This is a genomic window from Phycisphaera sp., from assembly GCA_025916675.1.
Lineage (GTDB): Bacteria > Planctomycetota > Phycisphaerae > Phycisphaerales > UBA1924 > JAHCJI01.
In genome coordinates this window covers 2,835,135-2,850,092 of record CP098402.1, presented here as the reverse complement: position 1 = coordinate 2,850,092, position 14,958 = coordinate 2,835,135, and the positions used below count along the sequence as shown (strand labels likewise).

The window sequence follows — 14,958 nt, the reverse complement described above, 5'->3', positions numbered from 1 at the left end:
ACCCCAAGCCGGCCCATTCGCCAACGCTACTTGCCCCAAACCGCCCCCATATCCTCGTCCAGTGCTCACCGCCCTCATCCTCGCTGTAGCCGCCTATTTCATTGGGGGAATCCCGTTTGGCTATCTCATCGCCCGGTCCAAGGGCGTGAACATCCTCAAGGAAGGCTCGGGCAACATCGGGGCCACCAACGTCAAGCGGGTCGTCGGGCGAGGCCCGGGCAACCTTTGCTTCGCTCTCGACGTCGCCAAGGGCCTGCTGCCGACGCTCACCGCGGGGCTCATCCTCGGCACTCTGGGCAACCTCGACGCCCCGCCCACCACCGTCTGGGTGTGGCTGCTGACCCCCGTGGCGACGGTCCTGGGCCACATGTTCAGCCCCTGGCTCGGCTTCAAGGGCGGAAAGGGCGTGGCCACGGGCCTCGGGGCGCTCCTGGGCGTGTTCTGGGTGCTCACCCTCGCGGTGGTCGGCGGGCTGCTGGTGTGGCTCGTTGTGCTGAAGCTCTCCCGCTACGTCGGCCTGGCCTCGGTCTGCGCCGCCGTCAGCGTGCCGCTCTGGGCGGCGTTGCTCCCGATAACGATCGAGGGTCACCTCTCGAATTCGGCCGTTCCCATGCTGGCCATGTCCGGGCTGCTGGCCTTGCTCGTGGTGGCCCGCCACGCGGGCAACCTCCGGCGCATCCTCGCGGGTACCGAGCCCAAGATCAGGTCGAAGGCCGAGAAGGCCGCCGCCAAGGCCCAGTAACGCCATCCGATATGCGAATCCGCGCGGGCCGTAGCGGCTAGGCCGGTGCATAACCCGTTTCGGGCGCGAACAGACGGCCAAGTGCGCAAAGCTAGAACATCGCTAAGTCGATGACATAGCAATGCTTACGATCACCGAAACCCAAACAACCAACGACCCTACCCCGACCGCAACGCCCGCGGAGGCGCCCCCGGTTCAGGCTGGGTCCCTCCGGCTCAATCTGGGTGGCTCCAGTGATGCCGCCGAGCAGGTGCAAAGCGCCCTGTTCCACGCCCAGCGCCGGCTCGACAACCTCCGCGACCTGATCGATCGCTTCGATCTCGACGACGACGACGGCCCCCGCGCCGCCTGATCGGTCGATCCAACCAGATTCCCAAGCCGGGCCCGGCGCATCTCTTGTTGCGCGCGGGCCCGTGATGTTTGGGTACTCCCCGAGTCTCAACCCCTCAAGGCACCCACGGCTTCTTTAGGCCCGCACGCTACACTATCGCGGGTGCTGGTGGCCCTGCTGCAATGTTGCGCCCATCGAGAGCCGAACACGCCCGCCGCGAGGTTGCGCCATGCAGAATAACTTCGGTCTGAAAGACATGATCATCATCGCCCTGATCCTGGGGCTGTTCGTCAGCGTGTGGATCTCGATCTACCAGGACGACCGCCGCTGGGGCAAGACCCAGGAGGCCAATGCCCGCCTTGGGGATCTCGAGCAGCAGATCGTCCGCCTCGAAGAGCAGATTCTCAGGCGGCCCGTGGTCGTGACCCAGCAGCCCGGCACCACGCCCTCGGGCGGTCCGGGCCAGCAGCCAGCCACCACCCGCGCCAGCACGGATTGGGCCCGCGAGGGCGTCGCGGTGACCACCAGCGAGCCGTGGGGATTCACGACCGACCCGGCCAACGATCCCGATGTCGTCACCGGCGGCGAGTTCCACGAGATCTACGAGGGGCAGCCGCCGAAGCTGACGCCCTTTACCTACGCCGACGTGTACGGCCGCCGCGTGTGCGACATGATCTGCGAGAGCCTGGGCTGGTACGACCCGGAGACCCTCGAGATGCGCGGCCGGCTCGCCGACGCGTGGCAGTACGACCCCAACGGCATGTGGCTGCGAGCCAGGATCCGCGATGAGGCCCGCTACAGCGACGGCCAGCCGGTGCTGGCCGAGGACGTCAGGTGGACGTACCACGACCTGCTGTTCAATATGCAGATCGAGGCCGAGCGCTTCCGCAGCGTGTATAACGCTATTGAGAAGGTCGAGGTCATCGGCGACCCCGCGACCAGCCGCGTGGTCGAGTTCACCTTCAAGAAGCCCCGCTTCGACAACCTCGATCAGGCCTTCGGATTCAAGGTGCTGCCCAAGCACGTCTACCAGCCGTGGGTCGAGACGCCCACGCGGTACAACCAGAGCACCAACCTGACGGTCGGCTCTGGCCCCTTCCGGTTCGTCACGGTCGACCCGGGGAACCAGTGGACGCCCGGCCAGGACATCGTGCTGGTCCGCAACGAGCAGTATTGGGGGCCACGCCCCAGGCTCGACAGCTACCGCATCTCGGTGATTAAGGACTACACGACGAAGCTGATCGCCTTCAACAATGGGCAGGGTGACATGATGCGACCGAACTCGAAGCAGTTCGTCGCCCAGCGTTCCGACTCGAGATTCCTCGAGCACAGCGAGGCCCGCAAGTGGTTCAACATGCGTGGCGGTTACTCGTTCATCGGCTGGCAGTGCGGCCCCCGCAACGGCGGTAAGCTCACGCCATTCCACGACAAGCGCGTGCGGCAGGCCATGACCCTGCTCATCGATCGCGACCGCATCCGTCGCGATATTTCCAAGAATGTCACCCGCGTGGCAACCGGGCCGTTCCTCAGTTCTACGCCGCAGGCCAACCCCGATATCGAAGCCTGGCCCGTTGATGCCGACCGAGCGGTCGCCTTGCTGGCCGAGGCGGGCTGGCAGGACCGCGACGGCGACGGCCTGCTCGAAGACGAGGACGGCAACCCGTTTACTTTCGAGTTCACCTTTGCAAAGGGGAACGAAAGCACTGAACAGATGGTCAACTTCATCAAGGACGAACTCGCGCGGGTTGGCATCAACCTGCAGGTGCGTCAGATCGACTGGTCCGTGCTGGCCGACATCCTCAACCGCCGCGACTTCGACGCCATCACCTTTGCGTGGTCGGCCTCGACACCCGAAAACGATCCCTACCAGATCTGGCACTCGGACAACGCCGATAACCAAGGCGACAACTTCATCCAATGGCGCAGCGAAGAGGCCGATCGCCTCATCGAGAAGGGCCGCACGACCCTCGACTTCGACGAGCGCATGAAGGTCTGGCACGAGCTGCACTCGGTGTACCACGAGGAGCAGCCCTACACCTTTATGAGCGAGATCCCGTGGGTGCGTCTTGTCAAGAAGCGTGCTGGCAATGTCCAGGAATACGCCTCGGGCTTGGAGTACGCGGAGTTCTGGGTCGGTCGAGAGAGCCAGCCCTCGCAGAACTGACCTCGACCTTCTCCGACCCCAACCCGACTCTTCGGCACCAGAGCGCCACCGCCCATGACTACGTACATCATCCGACGCCTGCTGCTCATGATTCCGACGCTGATCGGCATGACGCTGCTGATCTTCATGCTGGTGGCCATGAGCCCCGGTGGTGTCGGCGCGGCCCTGCAGAGCGGCGCCGGTGGCGGGCAGATGGATTCGGGCAGTGTCGCCCAGCAGCGCGCCTACCTCGAAGACCGCTACGGTCTCGACGCGCCGTACGTCGTGCAGTACGTCAAGTGGCTGGGCCGGGTGAGCCCCGTCAAGTTCGGCGCGCGCGAGCAGTTCACGCCCAGCGGCGAAAGGTTCAGCCCGCCACGAACCGTGACCGAGCCCCCCCTCTGGGAGTGGTTCGGCGACGAATTGCCAACCGCCGAGCCGGCGGCCGCCCTGGTCGTGCCGGGCGAGGTGGAACTCCAGACCCAGATGTACCGGCAGGCGAGCGCCGACTACGCCCAGGTCCGCGCCGCGTACCTTGGCGCTCGCACGAGATTCGAGATCGCCATCGGCGACATCGCGAAGGTGCTGGAGCGAGAAGACGCGGTGAAGGATCGAGGAGAGATCAAGCCCGGCCCCGCTCGCTCAATCGGCAAGGACGCGTTCGAGAACGCCGACGATCTTCTGTGGGCCACCGCTCAGACCCGCGCCGCCGAGATGATGCGCGACTACCAGCGGCTGCTGGACGCCACCACCAGGTCGCAGGCGATGTTCGACGCCAAGATGTTCCGCCAGGCCGGTGTGCCGATCATCCCGGGGGCGGTGTCGCTGGCCGCTCCCGATCTGGGCATGAGCTTCGCCAAGTCGCGCCCGGTGTCGCAGCTCATCGCCGAGGCGCTACCGGTCACGCTACTGCTGAACCTGATCGCGGTCCCGATCATCTACTTCGTGGCCATCCCCTCGGGTGTGCTGGCCGCCAGCCGGCAGGGCTCGCTCATCGACGTGGGGCTCGGCGCGTTCTACGTCGCGCTCTGGTCGATCCCCATCGTGTGGGCCGGCGTGCTGGCGGTCGGCTTCCTGGCCAGCAAGGACTACCTGGGTGCGTTCCCCGTCACCGGGCTGCACTCGTCCGAGGCCGAGTCGATGTCGATGCTGCCGCAGACGGTGGACGGCCGCTGGCAGCGCGGGTTCATCCTCGACACGCTCTGGCACCTGGTCTTGCCCGTGGCGTGCCTGGTGTACACGGGCTTCGCCGTATTGAGCAAGCAGACCCGCGCCGCGATGCTCGAGAACTTCAACGCCGACTACGTCCGCACGGCCAAGGCCAAGGGCGTGTCGCGCAAGGACGTGGTCTTCCGCCACGTGTTCCGCAACAGCCTGCTGCCGGTCATCACCATGTTCGTGTCGATCTTCCCGGCCATGCTGGGCGGGTCGGTCGTGATCGAGAGCATCTTCAGCGTGCAGGGCATGGGCCACCTGATCATCGAGGCCATCACGCTGCGTGACCGCGAACTGCTGCTGGCCAACGCGCTCATCGTGGGCCTGGTCAACATGCTCGCCTTGCTGCTGGCCGACATCCTGTACGCCATGGCCGACCCACGGATCTCATACGACTGATGAGCCAAGACACCGACAACAACCCGCAGACCGCCGATCAGCTCACCGCCGTGACGGGCGTGCAACTCATGCAGGGCATCGGCCATCGCCCGGCCGAGGGCTTCTGGCTCGAGGCCTGGCGCAGCGTGTTCAAGCGTCCGGGGGCGGTGCTTGGCATCATCTGGGTCAGCATCATCGCGTTCTTTGCCGTCTTCGCGCCGCTGGTGGCCAACGGCCATCCCATCCTGCTCGTCGAGCAGGGCGGCGTGAACCCATTGGGCAAGCTGCTGGGCGGGCTCGACGAGGCCGTCGGCACGTTCGACGGCGCGCGGCTGGTGATCTTCATGCTGCTCTGGTCGGTCGCGTGGATCATGGCACCGCAACGCCTGCATCCGGCGTTGAAGCTCGGGACCGGCGCGATCGTGGCGATCGTGTTCGGGCTCTTCGTGATCGCCCAGTTCCTTAGCGCCTCGACCGGGAACGAGACCAGCGGCCTGGCAGGCTTCCTGCTCGGCCCCCCCGAAGATGGCGTCGGCTCCAGCCGCACATTCCAGATCATCATCGACCTGGCCATCGCCGCCGGCCTGGTGTGGGCCGCTGGAACGTTCGAGTTGTCCCGCCGGGTTCGCATCGCCACCGTGCCGGTGATCGTGCTGTTTGGCCTGGGCTCGCTGCTCGGCGTTGCGGCTCGGGTCGACGCCGACACGCCGGTGCTCTCGCCCATGCTCGAGTACCTGACCGTGGTCGACCTCACCCTGCTCCTGGGCGCCGTTGTCGCGTTGGCGTTGCTGGTGCCCAAGTGGGCGGGCATGGCCGGCGGGCGCGGCGATCGGGCCAAGGTCCTGCTGACCGTGTCGCTCCAGGCCGGGCTGGCGATGCTGCTGCACACGATCGTCAGCGGCCAGGCCGCCAAGCGTGATGCCGGATGGCTGCGCGGCTTCGAGCAGCAGCCCTACTTCGAGGTCATCGCGGCTCTGGGCATCGCGGCGATCGTGGGGCTGATCTTCGTCCCGCTCCACCCGCTGACCAGGCTCACCAATCGGGCGGGCGTCTCGCTGCTGGTCACGCTGGTGATGTTCGGCATCATCGCCGCACGCTGGTCGACGCCGCTGCCCGACTTCCGCTACGTTGCCAACGTGGCCCAGGGTGAGACCAGCGCGATCTTCACCGTCGTCCCGTGGTCGCCCAACCAGAGCGGCACGGCCGTCGACATGCTCAAGCCGGCCAGCAACGTGTACTCCCAGGTCTTCAAGGGGCTCGAGGAGGTCGCGCTGAACGAACGAGCGCGCGACACCGGCATGCCCGTTGCCCAGATGCCCCTCGACGCCGAGGTGCTCGCCGCGATCGAGGCGCAGCTGGGGTTCGCGTCCGACTCGCTGCCCTCCAAGCCGGCCGAAGCCTTCGCCGCCGTGCAGGCGGCCGCCGACGCCGATCCCACGATGACCGTGGCCGACGCCGCGGCGGTGCTCGAAGCCCGCCCCGGCCCCGCGTATTCGCTGGGCACCGACTCCAAGGGCCGGGACATGCTCAGCCAGCTCCTGCACGCCAGCCGCCTGTCGATCTCCATCGGCCTGGTGAGCACGACCATCGCCGTGGTCATCGGCGTGACCGTCGGAGCGCTCATGGGCTACTTCGGCGGCTGGGTCGACATGCTGCTCTACCGCGTGGTCGAGATCTTCATGGCCATCCCGTTGCTGTTCCTGCTGATCGTCGCCGCGGCCGTCCTGCCGCGCAATACGTACGTCATGATGGCCATCATCGGTTGTGTGACGTGGACGGGCAGCGCCAGGTACATCCGCGCCGAGTTCTATAAGCTCCGGGGGCAAGACTTCGTGCAGTCGGCCCGGGCCGTGGGCCTGCCGCTGCGGAGCGTGCTGTTCAAGCACATGCTGCCCAACGGCGTCACGCCGGTGCTGGTCGACGCGTCGTTCGCCATCGCGGCGGCCATCCTGGCCGAGGCCGTGCTGAGCTACCTGGGGCTGGGCAAGCCGGGCCAGGCCAGCTGGGGCGGTTTGCTCAGCGACGCGACCAACGAGGTGGGCAAGTTCATGTGGTGGCTGGCGATCTTCCCGGGCTTTGCCATCTTCCTGACCGTGCTGAGCTACAACCTCATCGGCGAGGCCCTGCGCGACGCCATCGATCCCAAGCTGAAGAAGGCCCGGGTGTGACGCGCACCCCGCCCGAGCACCCCCCGCCCGCAGCGCCCACGACCGAGGGAGTCCCGATTTGACCGAAGCGACCACAACGAAGCGCACCAAAGACGGCGACGTTGATCCCAACGCCCAGCCGCTGGCGCAGGTGCGAGACCTGGCCGTCTCCTTCGACAACGGTACCGGCCCGCGCATCCAGGCCGTCGACGGCGTCCGCATGACCATCTACCCGCGTCAGACGCTGGCCGTCGTGGGCGAGAGCGGCTGCGGCAAGAGCGTGACGGCGATGAGCTCGATGCAGCTCGTGCCCCGCCCGCCAGGCCGTTTCGACCGCGGGCAGATCCTCTTCCGCACCGACGACGGCAACACCATCGATCTCTTGCGGCTAAGCGAGAAGGAGATGCGCGACATCCGCGGCAACGACATCGCCATGATCTTCCAGGAGCCCATGACGAGCCTCAACCCGGTCTACACCGTGGGCGACCAGATCATGGAGGCCATCCTGCTGCACCAGAGCGTGAGCGCGAGCAAGGCGCGCGACATCGCCCTCGAGGCCATGCGTTCGGTGGGCATCCCCGAGGTCGAGAAGCGCATCAAGGCGTACCCCCACCAGTTCTCGGGGGGCATGCGCCAGCGCGTGATGATCGCCATGGCGCTCGCCTGCCGCCCGCGTCTGCTGCTGGCCGACGAGCCCACCACCGCGCTCGACGTGACCATCCAGGCCCAGATCCTCGAACTGCTCGGCTCGCTCAAGGACGAGATGGACATGGCCGTCATGCTCATCACACACGATCTGGGCGTGGTCGCCGAGAACGCCGACGTGGTATGCGTCATGTACGCCGGCCGTGTGGTCGAGTACGGCACCGTCTTCAGCGTGTTCGACAAGCCCATGCACCCCTACACGCGCGGCTTGCTGGCCAGCATCCCCAAGATTGGCCACCGCCTCGACCGGCTCGTGACGATCAAGGAAGTCGTTGAGGACGAGGCGCAGTTCAAGAAGCTGCCCGGCGCCGACGAGGGCGTCCGCCCCTGGTGGCCCTGGCACAAGCCGCCGGCCGACCTGGCCGCCAAGGACGAGCCCGCGGGCGACTACTACCTGCAAGAGGTCGATACCGGCCACTGGGTGGGTGTGTGGCGCACCAAGGCCGTGAGCGACCATGAGAGCCGCCCACCCGACCTGAACTACCGCGCGAAGCGCGGGGAACCCGCGGCCGTCTAGCGCCACCGTCACCGCACAAGCGAGGCTCCATGCCCGCCATCATGATCCTGGCCGACGAAGACTTCGCCTCGCGCGAGCGCGACTTGCTCGCCAGGCTCGAGGTGGGGCTGGTGGCCGATGGCTTCCGCGTGCTGCACGCCGTGCCCGATTCGCTGCCCGAACTGCTCGACGGCCGCGTGTTCTCGCAGGCCATCGGCTACGTGCCGCACGGTCCATTGCCGCCGCTCTCGCGTCGCGCGAGGGATCTGGCCCGCAGCGCACTCGAAGCCGGGCCCAGCGAGGGCATCGCGCTCGTCCATGTGTTCGGCGACCAGGCCTGGCCGCTGGGCTTCGAGGTCGCGGGCATGCTGGGCGCCGGGCTCGTGCTCGAGGTCTTCAACGCCCACCTGGCCGACGCCCTGGGCGGGGCCCACCTCGACAGCGTCGACGACAAGGTGATCGCCAGCGTGCCCGGGGCCGCCCTCGAGCGGCGCTGCCTCCGCAAGCTCGACAGCCGCCACCTGCGCCTGGTGCGGTGGGGCGTCCACACCGAAGACGCCCGGCCGGCCGACAAGCCCATGGCCGGTGGCGATCGTCCGGCGGTCTTGCTCGCAGGCACCGGCCATGACCGCGCGAACTGGACGCACGCGCTCGAGGCCCTGTCCCGCGTTCGTCTCGACGGCGACGAGCCGCCGCTCATCTTCGCCGACGCCGACGCGGCCCACGACGCCCACCTGCGCTCGGTGGTCGAGCGGCTGGCGCTGGCCGAGCACGTCAGCTTCGTTGCCAGCGTCGAGGCCCACCGCGACCCAGTGCTGCGGGTCGACGCCCTGCTGCTGCCCGACGCCCTGCGCGAGCACCGCAGCCTCGTGCTCGACGCCCACGCCAACGGCATCCTCGTGATCGCCGTGACCGATCCGGTCATCGACGAACTGGGGACCGACTATGGGGTCACCCAACTCGACCCGGGCGACCCGGAGCGCTGGGCCGAGGAACTCCGCCGCGTGTTCGAGGACAAACGCCTGGCCGACGAACGCCGGTCTGCGGGGTTCGCCGCCGTCGAGCGTTTTCATGCGGGCAACGCCCACGTGGCCGCCGTCCAGACCCTGTATGAGGGGATGCTGGCGGGCAAGTCCGGATAATTCCGGCCCTGACGATCGCCCGGGCGGGTACTTGAGAGAAATTCTGCCGAATGCGCATAAAGGCTTGCAACAGGCTGGTTTATGCAGTTGAATAGACCAGTGCAGGGAGATCGACCTTGCCGCCCGGAGGGTGGCGAAGACGGAGGAGTCCGAAGATATGAAGAACACGATTGCTATCGCATCGATGGCCCTCGGCGCGGCGGCCCCCTCGGCCCTGGCCCAGGGGCTCCACCCCGTGAGCGACGTCCGCACGGTCGAGGCGATCACGGCGGCCACAGAGTCCGAGACCGTCACCAGCATCGTTGTCGAGGTGCCCACGCTCGACCGCCTGGATCCCTTCCAGCGGTTCGTGATCGACCCGAACGAGCGGCAGAACGACCCGGCCCGCTTCGAGATCCGCGTGGACGGCACCATCCGCAACTACCAGAACGTGACCAACGGCTTCGTCCGCGCCCAGCGGTACGTGGCCGACCGGCTCGAAGAGGCCCGCATCGCGTGGCTGCGTGAGAACGCCGCCGTGACCTCGCACGCCGGTGAAAGGGTCGGCAGCGAGCAGACCGCCATCACGCCGCGCGCCACGATCACGATGCCCGAGGGTGCCAGCGGTGGCGGCGGCTTCCGCGTGCAGGCCCCGCAGGCCGACCGTTCCAATCTGGTCGCCGCCTTGGAGCGGATGAATGCCCACCGGGCCACCGTCCGCGCCGCGGCCGCGCCGGCTGAAGAGACCGAAGAAGTGGCCGAGACCACCGTCGCGTCGGCCAACTGACCGAATCCGCACCGCACCCGGTCGCGTAGAGAGCCGAGAAACGTTCTCCTTCTTTGCCTGGGGGGTCCTGCTATGTGGCGGGGCCCCCTCTTTGTTTGGGTGCGATAATCCCCCGATGTCGCGTCCGCTGTTCGATCCAAGCAAGATGGCCGCCAAGCCGCGCGAGCCCGAGGCGTCAAAGCCGGCCAATACCGTCGAGGCGCCCATGCGTGTGCGCGAACTGGCGGCGCTGGTCGACGGTGCCATCCGCCGCGGCGTGGCCAGCCCCCTGCGTGTGGTGGGCGAGGTCAGCGGCTTGCGCGATCGCACCCACCTCTACTTCGATCTCAAGGACGGCGAGGCGGTCGTCGCCTGCGTGCTGTTCGCCAACGTCGTGCGCAAGCATCGCGTGGTCCTGCGCGACGGGCTCGAGGTGGTCGTCACCGGCTCGCTGGAGTTCTACGCCAAGGCGGGCAAGCTCTCGCTCATCGGCACCAACGCCCAGCCGGTGGGGGCGGGCGCGCTCGACCTGGCCTTCCGCCAGCTCTGCGAGGAATTGCGGGGGCTGGGCTGGTTCGATGACGTCCGCAAGCGGCCCTTGCCCACGTTCCCACGACGCGTGGCGGTGCTGACCAGCCGCAGTTCGGCGGCGTTGCAGGACGTGCTCGACACGATTCGCCGGCGATGCCCGGCGGTCGAGGTTGCCTTGGTCGACGCCCGCGTGCAGGGCGAGGCGGCCGCCGCCGAGTTGCGCGCCAAGCTGGGGGCACTCTCCCGCCAGCACAGGGCCCTGGGCATCGACGCGGTCATCATCACCCGCGGCGGCGGATCGGCCGAGGACTTGTGGGCCTTCAACGACCGGGCGCTGGCCGAGGCGATCCTCAAGTGCCCCGTACCGGTCGTGGCCGCCATCGGGCACGAAACCGATACGACCATCGCCGAGCTGGTGGCCGACGTGCGGGCCGCCACGCCAACCCAGGCGGCCATGCGATTGACGCCCGACAGCGACACCCTGCTCGAACAGGTCGACATCGCCGGCACCCGGTTGCGCGGCGCGCTCCTGAGGCGGACGGCCGACGGCGCACGCGCGATCGAGGCGTTGTCGCGCCGCCGGCCCATCGCCAACCCAATGACGATCACCGCCGATGCGCGCGGACGGCTGGATCGCGCCGCCGACCGCCTGGCCGACCGCGCTCGCGCGAAGCTGCACCACGCCACGCTGCGGCTCGAACGGTTGAGCGCCCGGCTCGAGGCCCACAAGCCAGCCGCTGAGTTGGCCCGCCGCGCGCAACGGCTCGACCACGCCGCCGAGAGACTCGCCCGCGCGATGGACCAACGCATGGAATCCGAGTCGCGACGGATCGAGTCGAACGAGCGTCAACTGAGGGCGGTGGGGCCGCAGGGCGTACTGGCTCGGGGGTATTCCTATACCACCCTGGCCGACGGCCGGCTCGTGCGTTCGGCCTCGGCGGTGTCGCCGGGCGACGAGTTGCACACCACGCTGGCCGACGGGCGGGTACGCTCGACCGTCGCCGGGCAGGCACCCAAGAAGAAATCTACGCCGCCCAAACCGGCCCCCAAGGACGACCCCGCGCCGCAGATGGACCTGTTCGGCGAGTCGACGCCCGGCTCGAAAGGTTGACGATCATGGCCGAGAAGAAGCCCAAGCAAGAACAAGCCGAGCCCACCTTCGAGGAGGCGCTAACCGAGGTCGAGGCCATCATCGAGCGCATCGAGACCGGCCAGAGCGGGCTGGAGCGATCCATCGGCGAGTACGAGAAGGGCGTGCGGCTACTGGCGCGCTGTCGGGGACTGCTGAAGGACGCCGAGCAGCGCATCGAGGACGTCACCGGCAAGCTCGAGGCCGAGGCGAAGACGCCGAAGACCGATTGACCCGGTGGCCCGATATCGCCGATAGCCCCCGGGAGCCCCAGAATCGTGCATGACTTCGTGATCATCTTGCCCAGGGTGGCCACCCTGCTGTTCGTGTTCGCCTTCGGGGCGTGCGTGGGGTCGCTCATCAACGTGCTGGCCTACCGCCTGCCGCGGGGCATCGGCGTGGTCACCCCGCCCTCGCGCTGCCCGGCCTGCTCGACGAGGCTCCGCTGGAAGGACAACATCCCGATCTTCGGGTGGCTGTTCGTGCGCGGCAAGTGCCGGTATTGCAAGGCGCCGATCTCACCCGAGTATCCGTTGGTTGAGTTGCTCGTGGCCAGCCTGTTCGCGGTGTTCTTCATCGCCTGGTACCTGATCCCCGCATACTCGGGCACGAGCGCGAGCTTCGAGGTGCTGGGGCTCGACCTGAGCACGATGCGGCACGACTGGGCCGAGGTCGACCGCCACAACGGCGTGCCCCGGCATTCGGCCCCCATGTTCGCGATCGTCTTGTTCTTGCTCGGCTCGCTCTTCGCGATGATGCTGACCGACCTGAAGACCACCATGATCCCGCTGGTGCTGCCGTGGTTCGCCACCCTCGCCGGCGTGCTCATCCACACCGGGTACGGTGTGTTCCTGAGCGTGAAGGGGTTGGAGTACCCCATGCCCAGCCGCGACATGTCCTGGAATTGGCCCATCCCTACGTACGGCTGGGCGAGCGTGGGCATTGGCATCGGCGGTGTGGCCGGCGTGGGCCTGTCGCTGCTGATGCTGAAGTTCAAGGTCATCGGTCGCAGCTTCGCCGACGCGTTGCAGTGGGAAGAGGAACACCGCAAGGCCAAGGGGCTGCCGCCCATCGAGGGCGAGGAGATCGACGACTCGGAGACAGGCCAGTGGCGGCCCAAGAAGGGATGGCTCCGCGGGCCGGCGGTTATCGCGATCACCGTTCTGGTGTGCGCGATCGCGGGCGGGTTCATCGCGCACCTGCTGGGCTACGCGTCGGGCATCGGTGTGATCATCGGTATGGCGGCGGGGCCAATCGTGGCCGGCATCCCGCTGCGGATGTTCCTTCCGGCCCCAAAGTCCACCAGCGACAAGCAAGACCCAAGCGACGCCGAGGTCTGGATCGCCTACCCCCACGCCCGGCGTGAGATGGTCAAGGAGATGGCCTTCCTGGCCGGCCCGGCGGTGCTGGCCTGGGGCGGGTTCATGCTCACCAGCACCTTCTCAGGCCCCTGCCCGCTGTGGCTCGACGCCCTGGGCGGCTCGCTGCTGGGCTACCTGGTCGGCGGCGGGGTGGTGTGGGCGGTCCGGCTGTTCGGCAGCCTGGGCTTCGGCAAGGAGGCCATGGGCCTGGGCGACGTCCACCTGATGGCCGCCGTGGGCGCGTGCCTGGGCTGGGTCGATTCGGTGCTGGCCTTCTTCGGGGCCGCCTTCGTTGGTATCTTGCTGACCCTCTACAGCATCTCGCTCAGCCGCGGGGTGGGCCGGGCCATGCCCTACGGCCCCTCGCTGGCAATCGCGACGGTGCTGGTGTTGCTGGCCAAGCCGGCGATCGAGCTGTGGCTCAGCCGGTTGACTGGGCAGGTTGTGAATCTGCCGTAGTCCCACGAATCGCTTGTTGTTTGCTGGCGTTAACCGGTTTTTGGCCGCAATCTCAGACTTTTGGGCCCGCACGCCGATAAGGTGGGTATCGCCGGTGGTGCCCACGGAGGGCTCGCCGCTGGTCGCTTCTGTTCATTCGCATCGGCGTTGGAGGATCCAAGGCATGCCCATGTGCGTTTCGCTTCCCAATTCGATTACTCGTGTCCTGCTCGTTGCCGTGCTGCTTGGCGTGGGCCTGACCACCATCGGCTGCGCGAGCAACGGGCCGCGTCCCGACGACCCGCTGGTGATGGAGAACCAGGAACTGCGGCGTCTGAACGAAAACCTCCAGATCGCCCTCGACGACGCCGAGGCCCGCTACCGGGCGCTCGACGAGCAGAACCGGCAGCTCGCCGGCCAGCTCGCGGCGCAGCCCGAGCCGCTGGGCGACACCGGCTTCGAGGGCCTGGGCGCGGGCGTCAGCCGCCGGGCGGGCGAGGTCGTGGTCGACATCGCCGGCGAGGTGCTGTTCGACTCGGGCTCGGTGACGGTCAAGCCCGCCGCTCGCGGCGTGCTCGACGGCGTAGTTCGGGTCATCAAGCAGCGGTATCCCGGTGCCGAGATCCGCGTTGCCGGGTACACCGACAACGACCCCATCAAGAAGAGCGACTGGAAGACCAACGAGCGGCTGAGCGCCGAGCGCGCTATGGCCGTCGAGAGCTACCTTGTGTCCAAGGGCATCAGCAACGATGTCGTCCACTCGGCCGCGTATGGCCCGGCCAAGGCCAAGAGCAGCAAGCGCGAGAGCCGCCGCGTCGAGATCATCATTCTCGAGTAGGTTTCGAGTCGATACTCGCGCATCGAAACAAGAAACCAGCCCCTCCGGCGTCATCGCCGGAGGGGCTGGTGTTGTTCTCGACGGGTATCGAATGATCAGGCGTTCGAGATCTTCTCGGCGTCGCAGTCCTTAAAGGCCTGCTTGGCGATGTCCTTGTGGTCGGAATCTTCGCACTGGACACCAACGAGCACGGAGCCCTTCTCGACGGCATCCTCGTAGAACTTGACTTCGTGCTCGGGGATGGCGGCACCAATCGCGCCGCCAATGACGCTGCCGGTAGCAGCACCCGCCCCCGCGCCGGCGAGAGCAGCAACCAGCGGCCCGGCGACGAGCAAGCCGGCACCACCTGTGGCGACCGCACCCACGGCGGTCAGGCCGGCCGCGAGCGCGACGACCGCACCACCGGCGCCAGCACCGATGGCCACGCCCTCGGGCAACTTCGAGTGGGAGTTAACCGCGAAGGCTTCCTTTTTGAAGTTCTCCCCGGCCATGATGCTGATTTCGTTCTCGGGGATGCCCCGGACTTCGAGCGTCTGGACGGCGGCGGCGGCTTCGGCGGGCGTGTTGAACAGGCCGGTGATGACGGTACTCATGGCAATTCTCCTTTGTTGCACCCA

At 67.6% G+C, this 14,958-nt stretch carries 13 protein-coding genes and 1 pseudogene; 13 read left to right on the top strand and 1 reads right to left on the bottom strand.

The features are described 5' to 3' along the window. Positions 1–61 precede the first annotated feature (61 nt). The 13 genes and pseudogenes from plsY to NCW75_12025 all read left to right on the top strand — a co-directional run bounded on the left by plsY (position 62) and on the right by NCW75_12025 (position 14,341). Positions 62–742, top strand: a complete 681-nt coding sequence (gene plsY, locus NCW75_12085) for a glycerol-3-phosphate 1-O-acyltransferase PlsY (protein ID UYV12030.1) — start codon at positions 62–64, stop codon at positions 740–742. Between the two features lie 121 nt (positions 743–863). Further along, the gene (locus NCW75_12080) at positions 864–1,094 is read left to right on the top strand and encodes a hypothetical protein (GenBank protein ID UYV12029.1); all 231 of its coding nucleotides are present in this window, start codon (positions 864–866) and stop codon (positions 1,092–1,094) included. 208 nt (positions 1,095–1,302) lie between these two features. Beyond that, a complete protein-coding gene (locus NCW75_12075; GenBank protein UYV12028.1) occupies positions 1,303–3,237 on the top strand; it encodes an ABC transporter substrate-binding protein in 1,935 nt (644 codons plus the stop codon). A gap of 54 nt (positions 3,238–3,291) precedes the next feature. Next, the gene (locus tag NCW75_12070; protein ID UYV12027.1) at positions 3,292–4,830 is read left to right on the top strand and encodes an ABC transporter permease; all 1,539 of its coding nucleotides are present in this window, start codon (positions 3,292–3,294) and stop codon (positions 4,828–4,830) included. Beyond that, positions 4,830–6,977 carry an ABC transporter permease gene (locus NCW75_12065; GenBank protein UYV12026.1) on the top strand — a complete coding sequence of 716 codons (2,148 nt, stop codon included), beginning with the start codon at positions 4,830–4,832 and terminating at the stop codon, positions 6,975–6,977. The genes NCW75_12070 and NCW75_12065 overlap by 1 nt, the downstream gene beginning before the upstream one ends. 58 nt (positions 6,978–7,035) lie before the next feature. Beyond that, the gene (locus tag NCW75_12060) at positions 7,036–8,178 is read left to right on the top strand and encodes an ABC transporter ATP-binding protein (GenBank protein UYV12025.1); all 1,143 of its coding nucleotides are present in this window, start codon (positions 7,036–7,038) and stop codon (positions 8,176–8,178) included. Between the two features lie 29 nt (positions 8,179–8,207). Beyond that, a complete protein-coding gene (locus NCW75_12055; protein ID UYV12024.1) occupies positions 8,208–9,299 on the top strand; it encodes a glycosyltransferase in 1,092 nt (363 codons plus the stop codon). Between the two features lie 157 nt (positions 9,300–9,456). Further along, positions 9,457–10,065 (top strand): hypothetical protein, encoded by a 609-nt coding sequence (locus NCW75_12050; protein ID UYV12023.1) that lies wholly within the window; start codon positions 9,457–9,459, stop codon positions 10,063–10,065. 115 nt (positions 10,066–10,180) lie between these two features. Further along, positions 10,181–11,686 (top strand): exodeoxyribonuclease VII large subunit, encoded by a 1,506-nt coding sequence (xseA, locus tag NCW75_12045; GenBank protein ID UYV12022.1) that lies wholly within the window; start codon positions 10,181–10,183, stop codon positions 11,684–11,686. Between the two features lie 5 nt (positions 11,687–11,691). Continuing rightward, complete coding sequence (gene xseB, locus NCW75_12040; GenBank protein UYV12021.1) at positions 11,692–11,937, top strand: exodeoxyribonuclease VII small subunit; 246 nt, start codon at positions 11,692–11,694, stop codon at positions 11,935–11,937. 147 nt (positions 11,938–12,084) lie between these two features. Next, positions 12,085–12,258, top strand: a pseudogene (locus NCW75_12035) (prepilin peptidase). Positions 12,259–13,128: 870 nt separating this feature from the next. Continuing rightward, a complete protein-coding gene (locus tag NCW75_12030) occupies positions 13,129–13,524 on the top strand; it encodes an A24 family peptidase (protein UYV14195.1) in 396 nt (131 codons plus the stop codon). Between the two features lie 163 nt (positions 13,525–13,687). Then, entirely contained in the window at positions 13,688–14,341 is a 654-nt protein-coding gene (locus NCW75_12025) for an OmpA family protein (protein ID UYV12020.1), read from the top strand. 95 nt (positions 14,342–14,436) lie between these two features. Here NCW75_12025 and NCW75_12020 read toward each other — a convergent pair whose 3' ends face one another. Next, positions 14,437–14,934: a hypothetical protein gene (locus NCW75_12020; protein UYV12019.1), complete on the bottom strand. Its 498-nt coding sequence runs from the start codon at positions 14,932–14,934 to the stop codon at positions 14,437–14,439. Between the last annotated feature and the right edge of the window lie 24 nt (positions 14,935–14,958).

Coding starts and splice junctions, on each gene's coding strand:
- NCW75_12080 (UYV12029.1), top strand. CDS start 864: ATGCTTACGATCACCGAAACCCAAACAACCAACGACCCTACCCCGACC.
- xseA (UYV12022.1), top strand. CDS start 10,181: ATGTCGCGTCCGCTGTTCGATCCAAGCAAGATGGCCGCCAAGCCGCGC.
- NCW75_12020 (UYV12019.1), bottom strand. CDS start 14,934: ATGAGTACCGTCATCACCGGCCTGTTCAACACGCCCGCCGAAGCCGCC.
- NCW75_12070 (UYV12027.1), top strand. CDS start 3,292: ATGACTACGTACATCATCCGACGCCTGCTGCTCATGATTCCGACGCTG.
- NCW75_12055 (UYV12024.1), top strand. CDS start 8,208: ATGCCCGCCATCATGATCCTGGCCGACGAAGACTTCGCCTCGCGCGAG.
- NCW75_12075 (UYV12028.1), top strand. CDS start 1,303: ATGCAGAATAACTTCGGTCTGAAAGACATGATCATCATCGCCCTGATC.
- NCW75_12030 (UYV14195.1), top strand. CDS start 13,129: ATGCTCACCAGCACCTTCTCAGGCCCCTGCCCGCTGTGGCTCGACGCC.
- xseB (UYV12021.1), top strand. CDS start 11,692: ATGGCCGAGAAGAAGCCCAAGCAAGAACAAGCCGAGCCCACCTTCGAG.
- NCW75_12050 (UYV12023.1), top strand. CDS start 9,457: ATGAAGAACACGATTGCTATCGCATCGATGGCCCTCGGCGCGGCGGCC.
- NCW75_12065 (UYV12026.1), top strand. CDS start 4,830: ATGAGCCAAGACACCGACAACAACCCGCAGACCGCCGATCAGCTCACC.
- NCW75_12025 (UYV12020.1), top strand. CDS start 13,688: ATGCCCATGTGCGTTTCGCTTCCCAATTCGATTACTCGTGTCCTGCTC.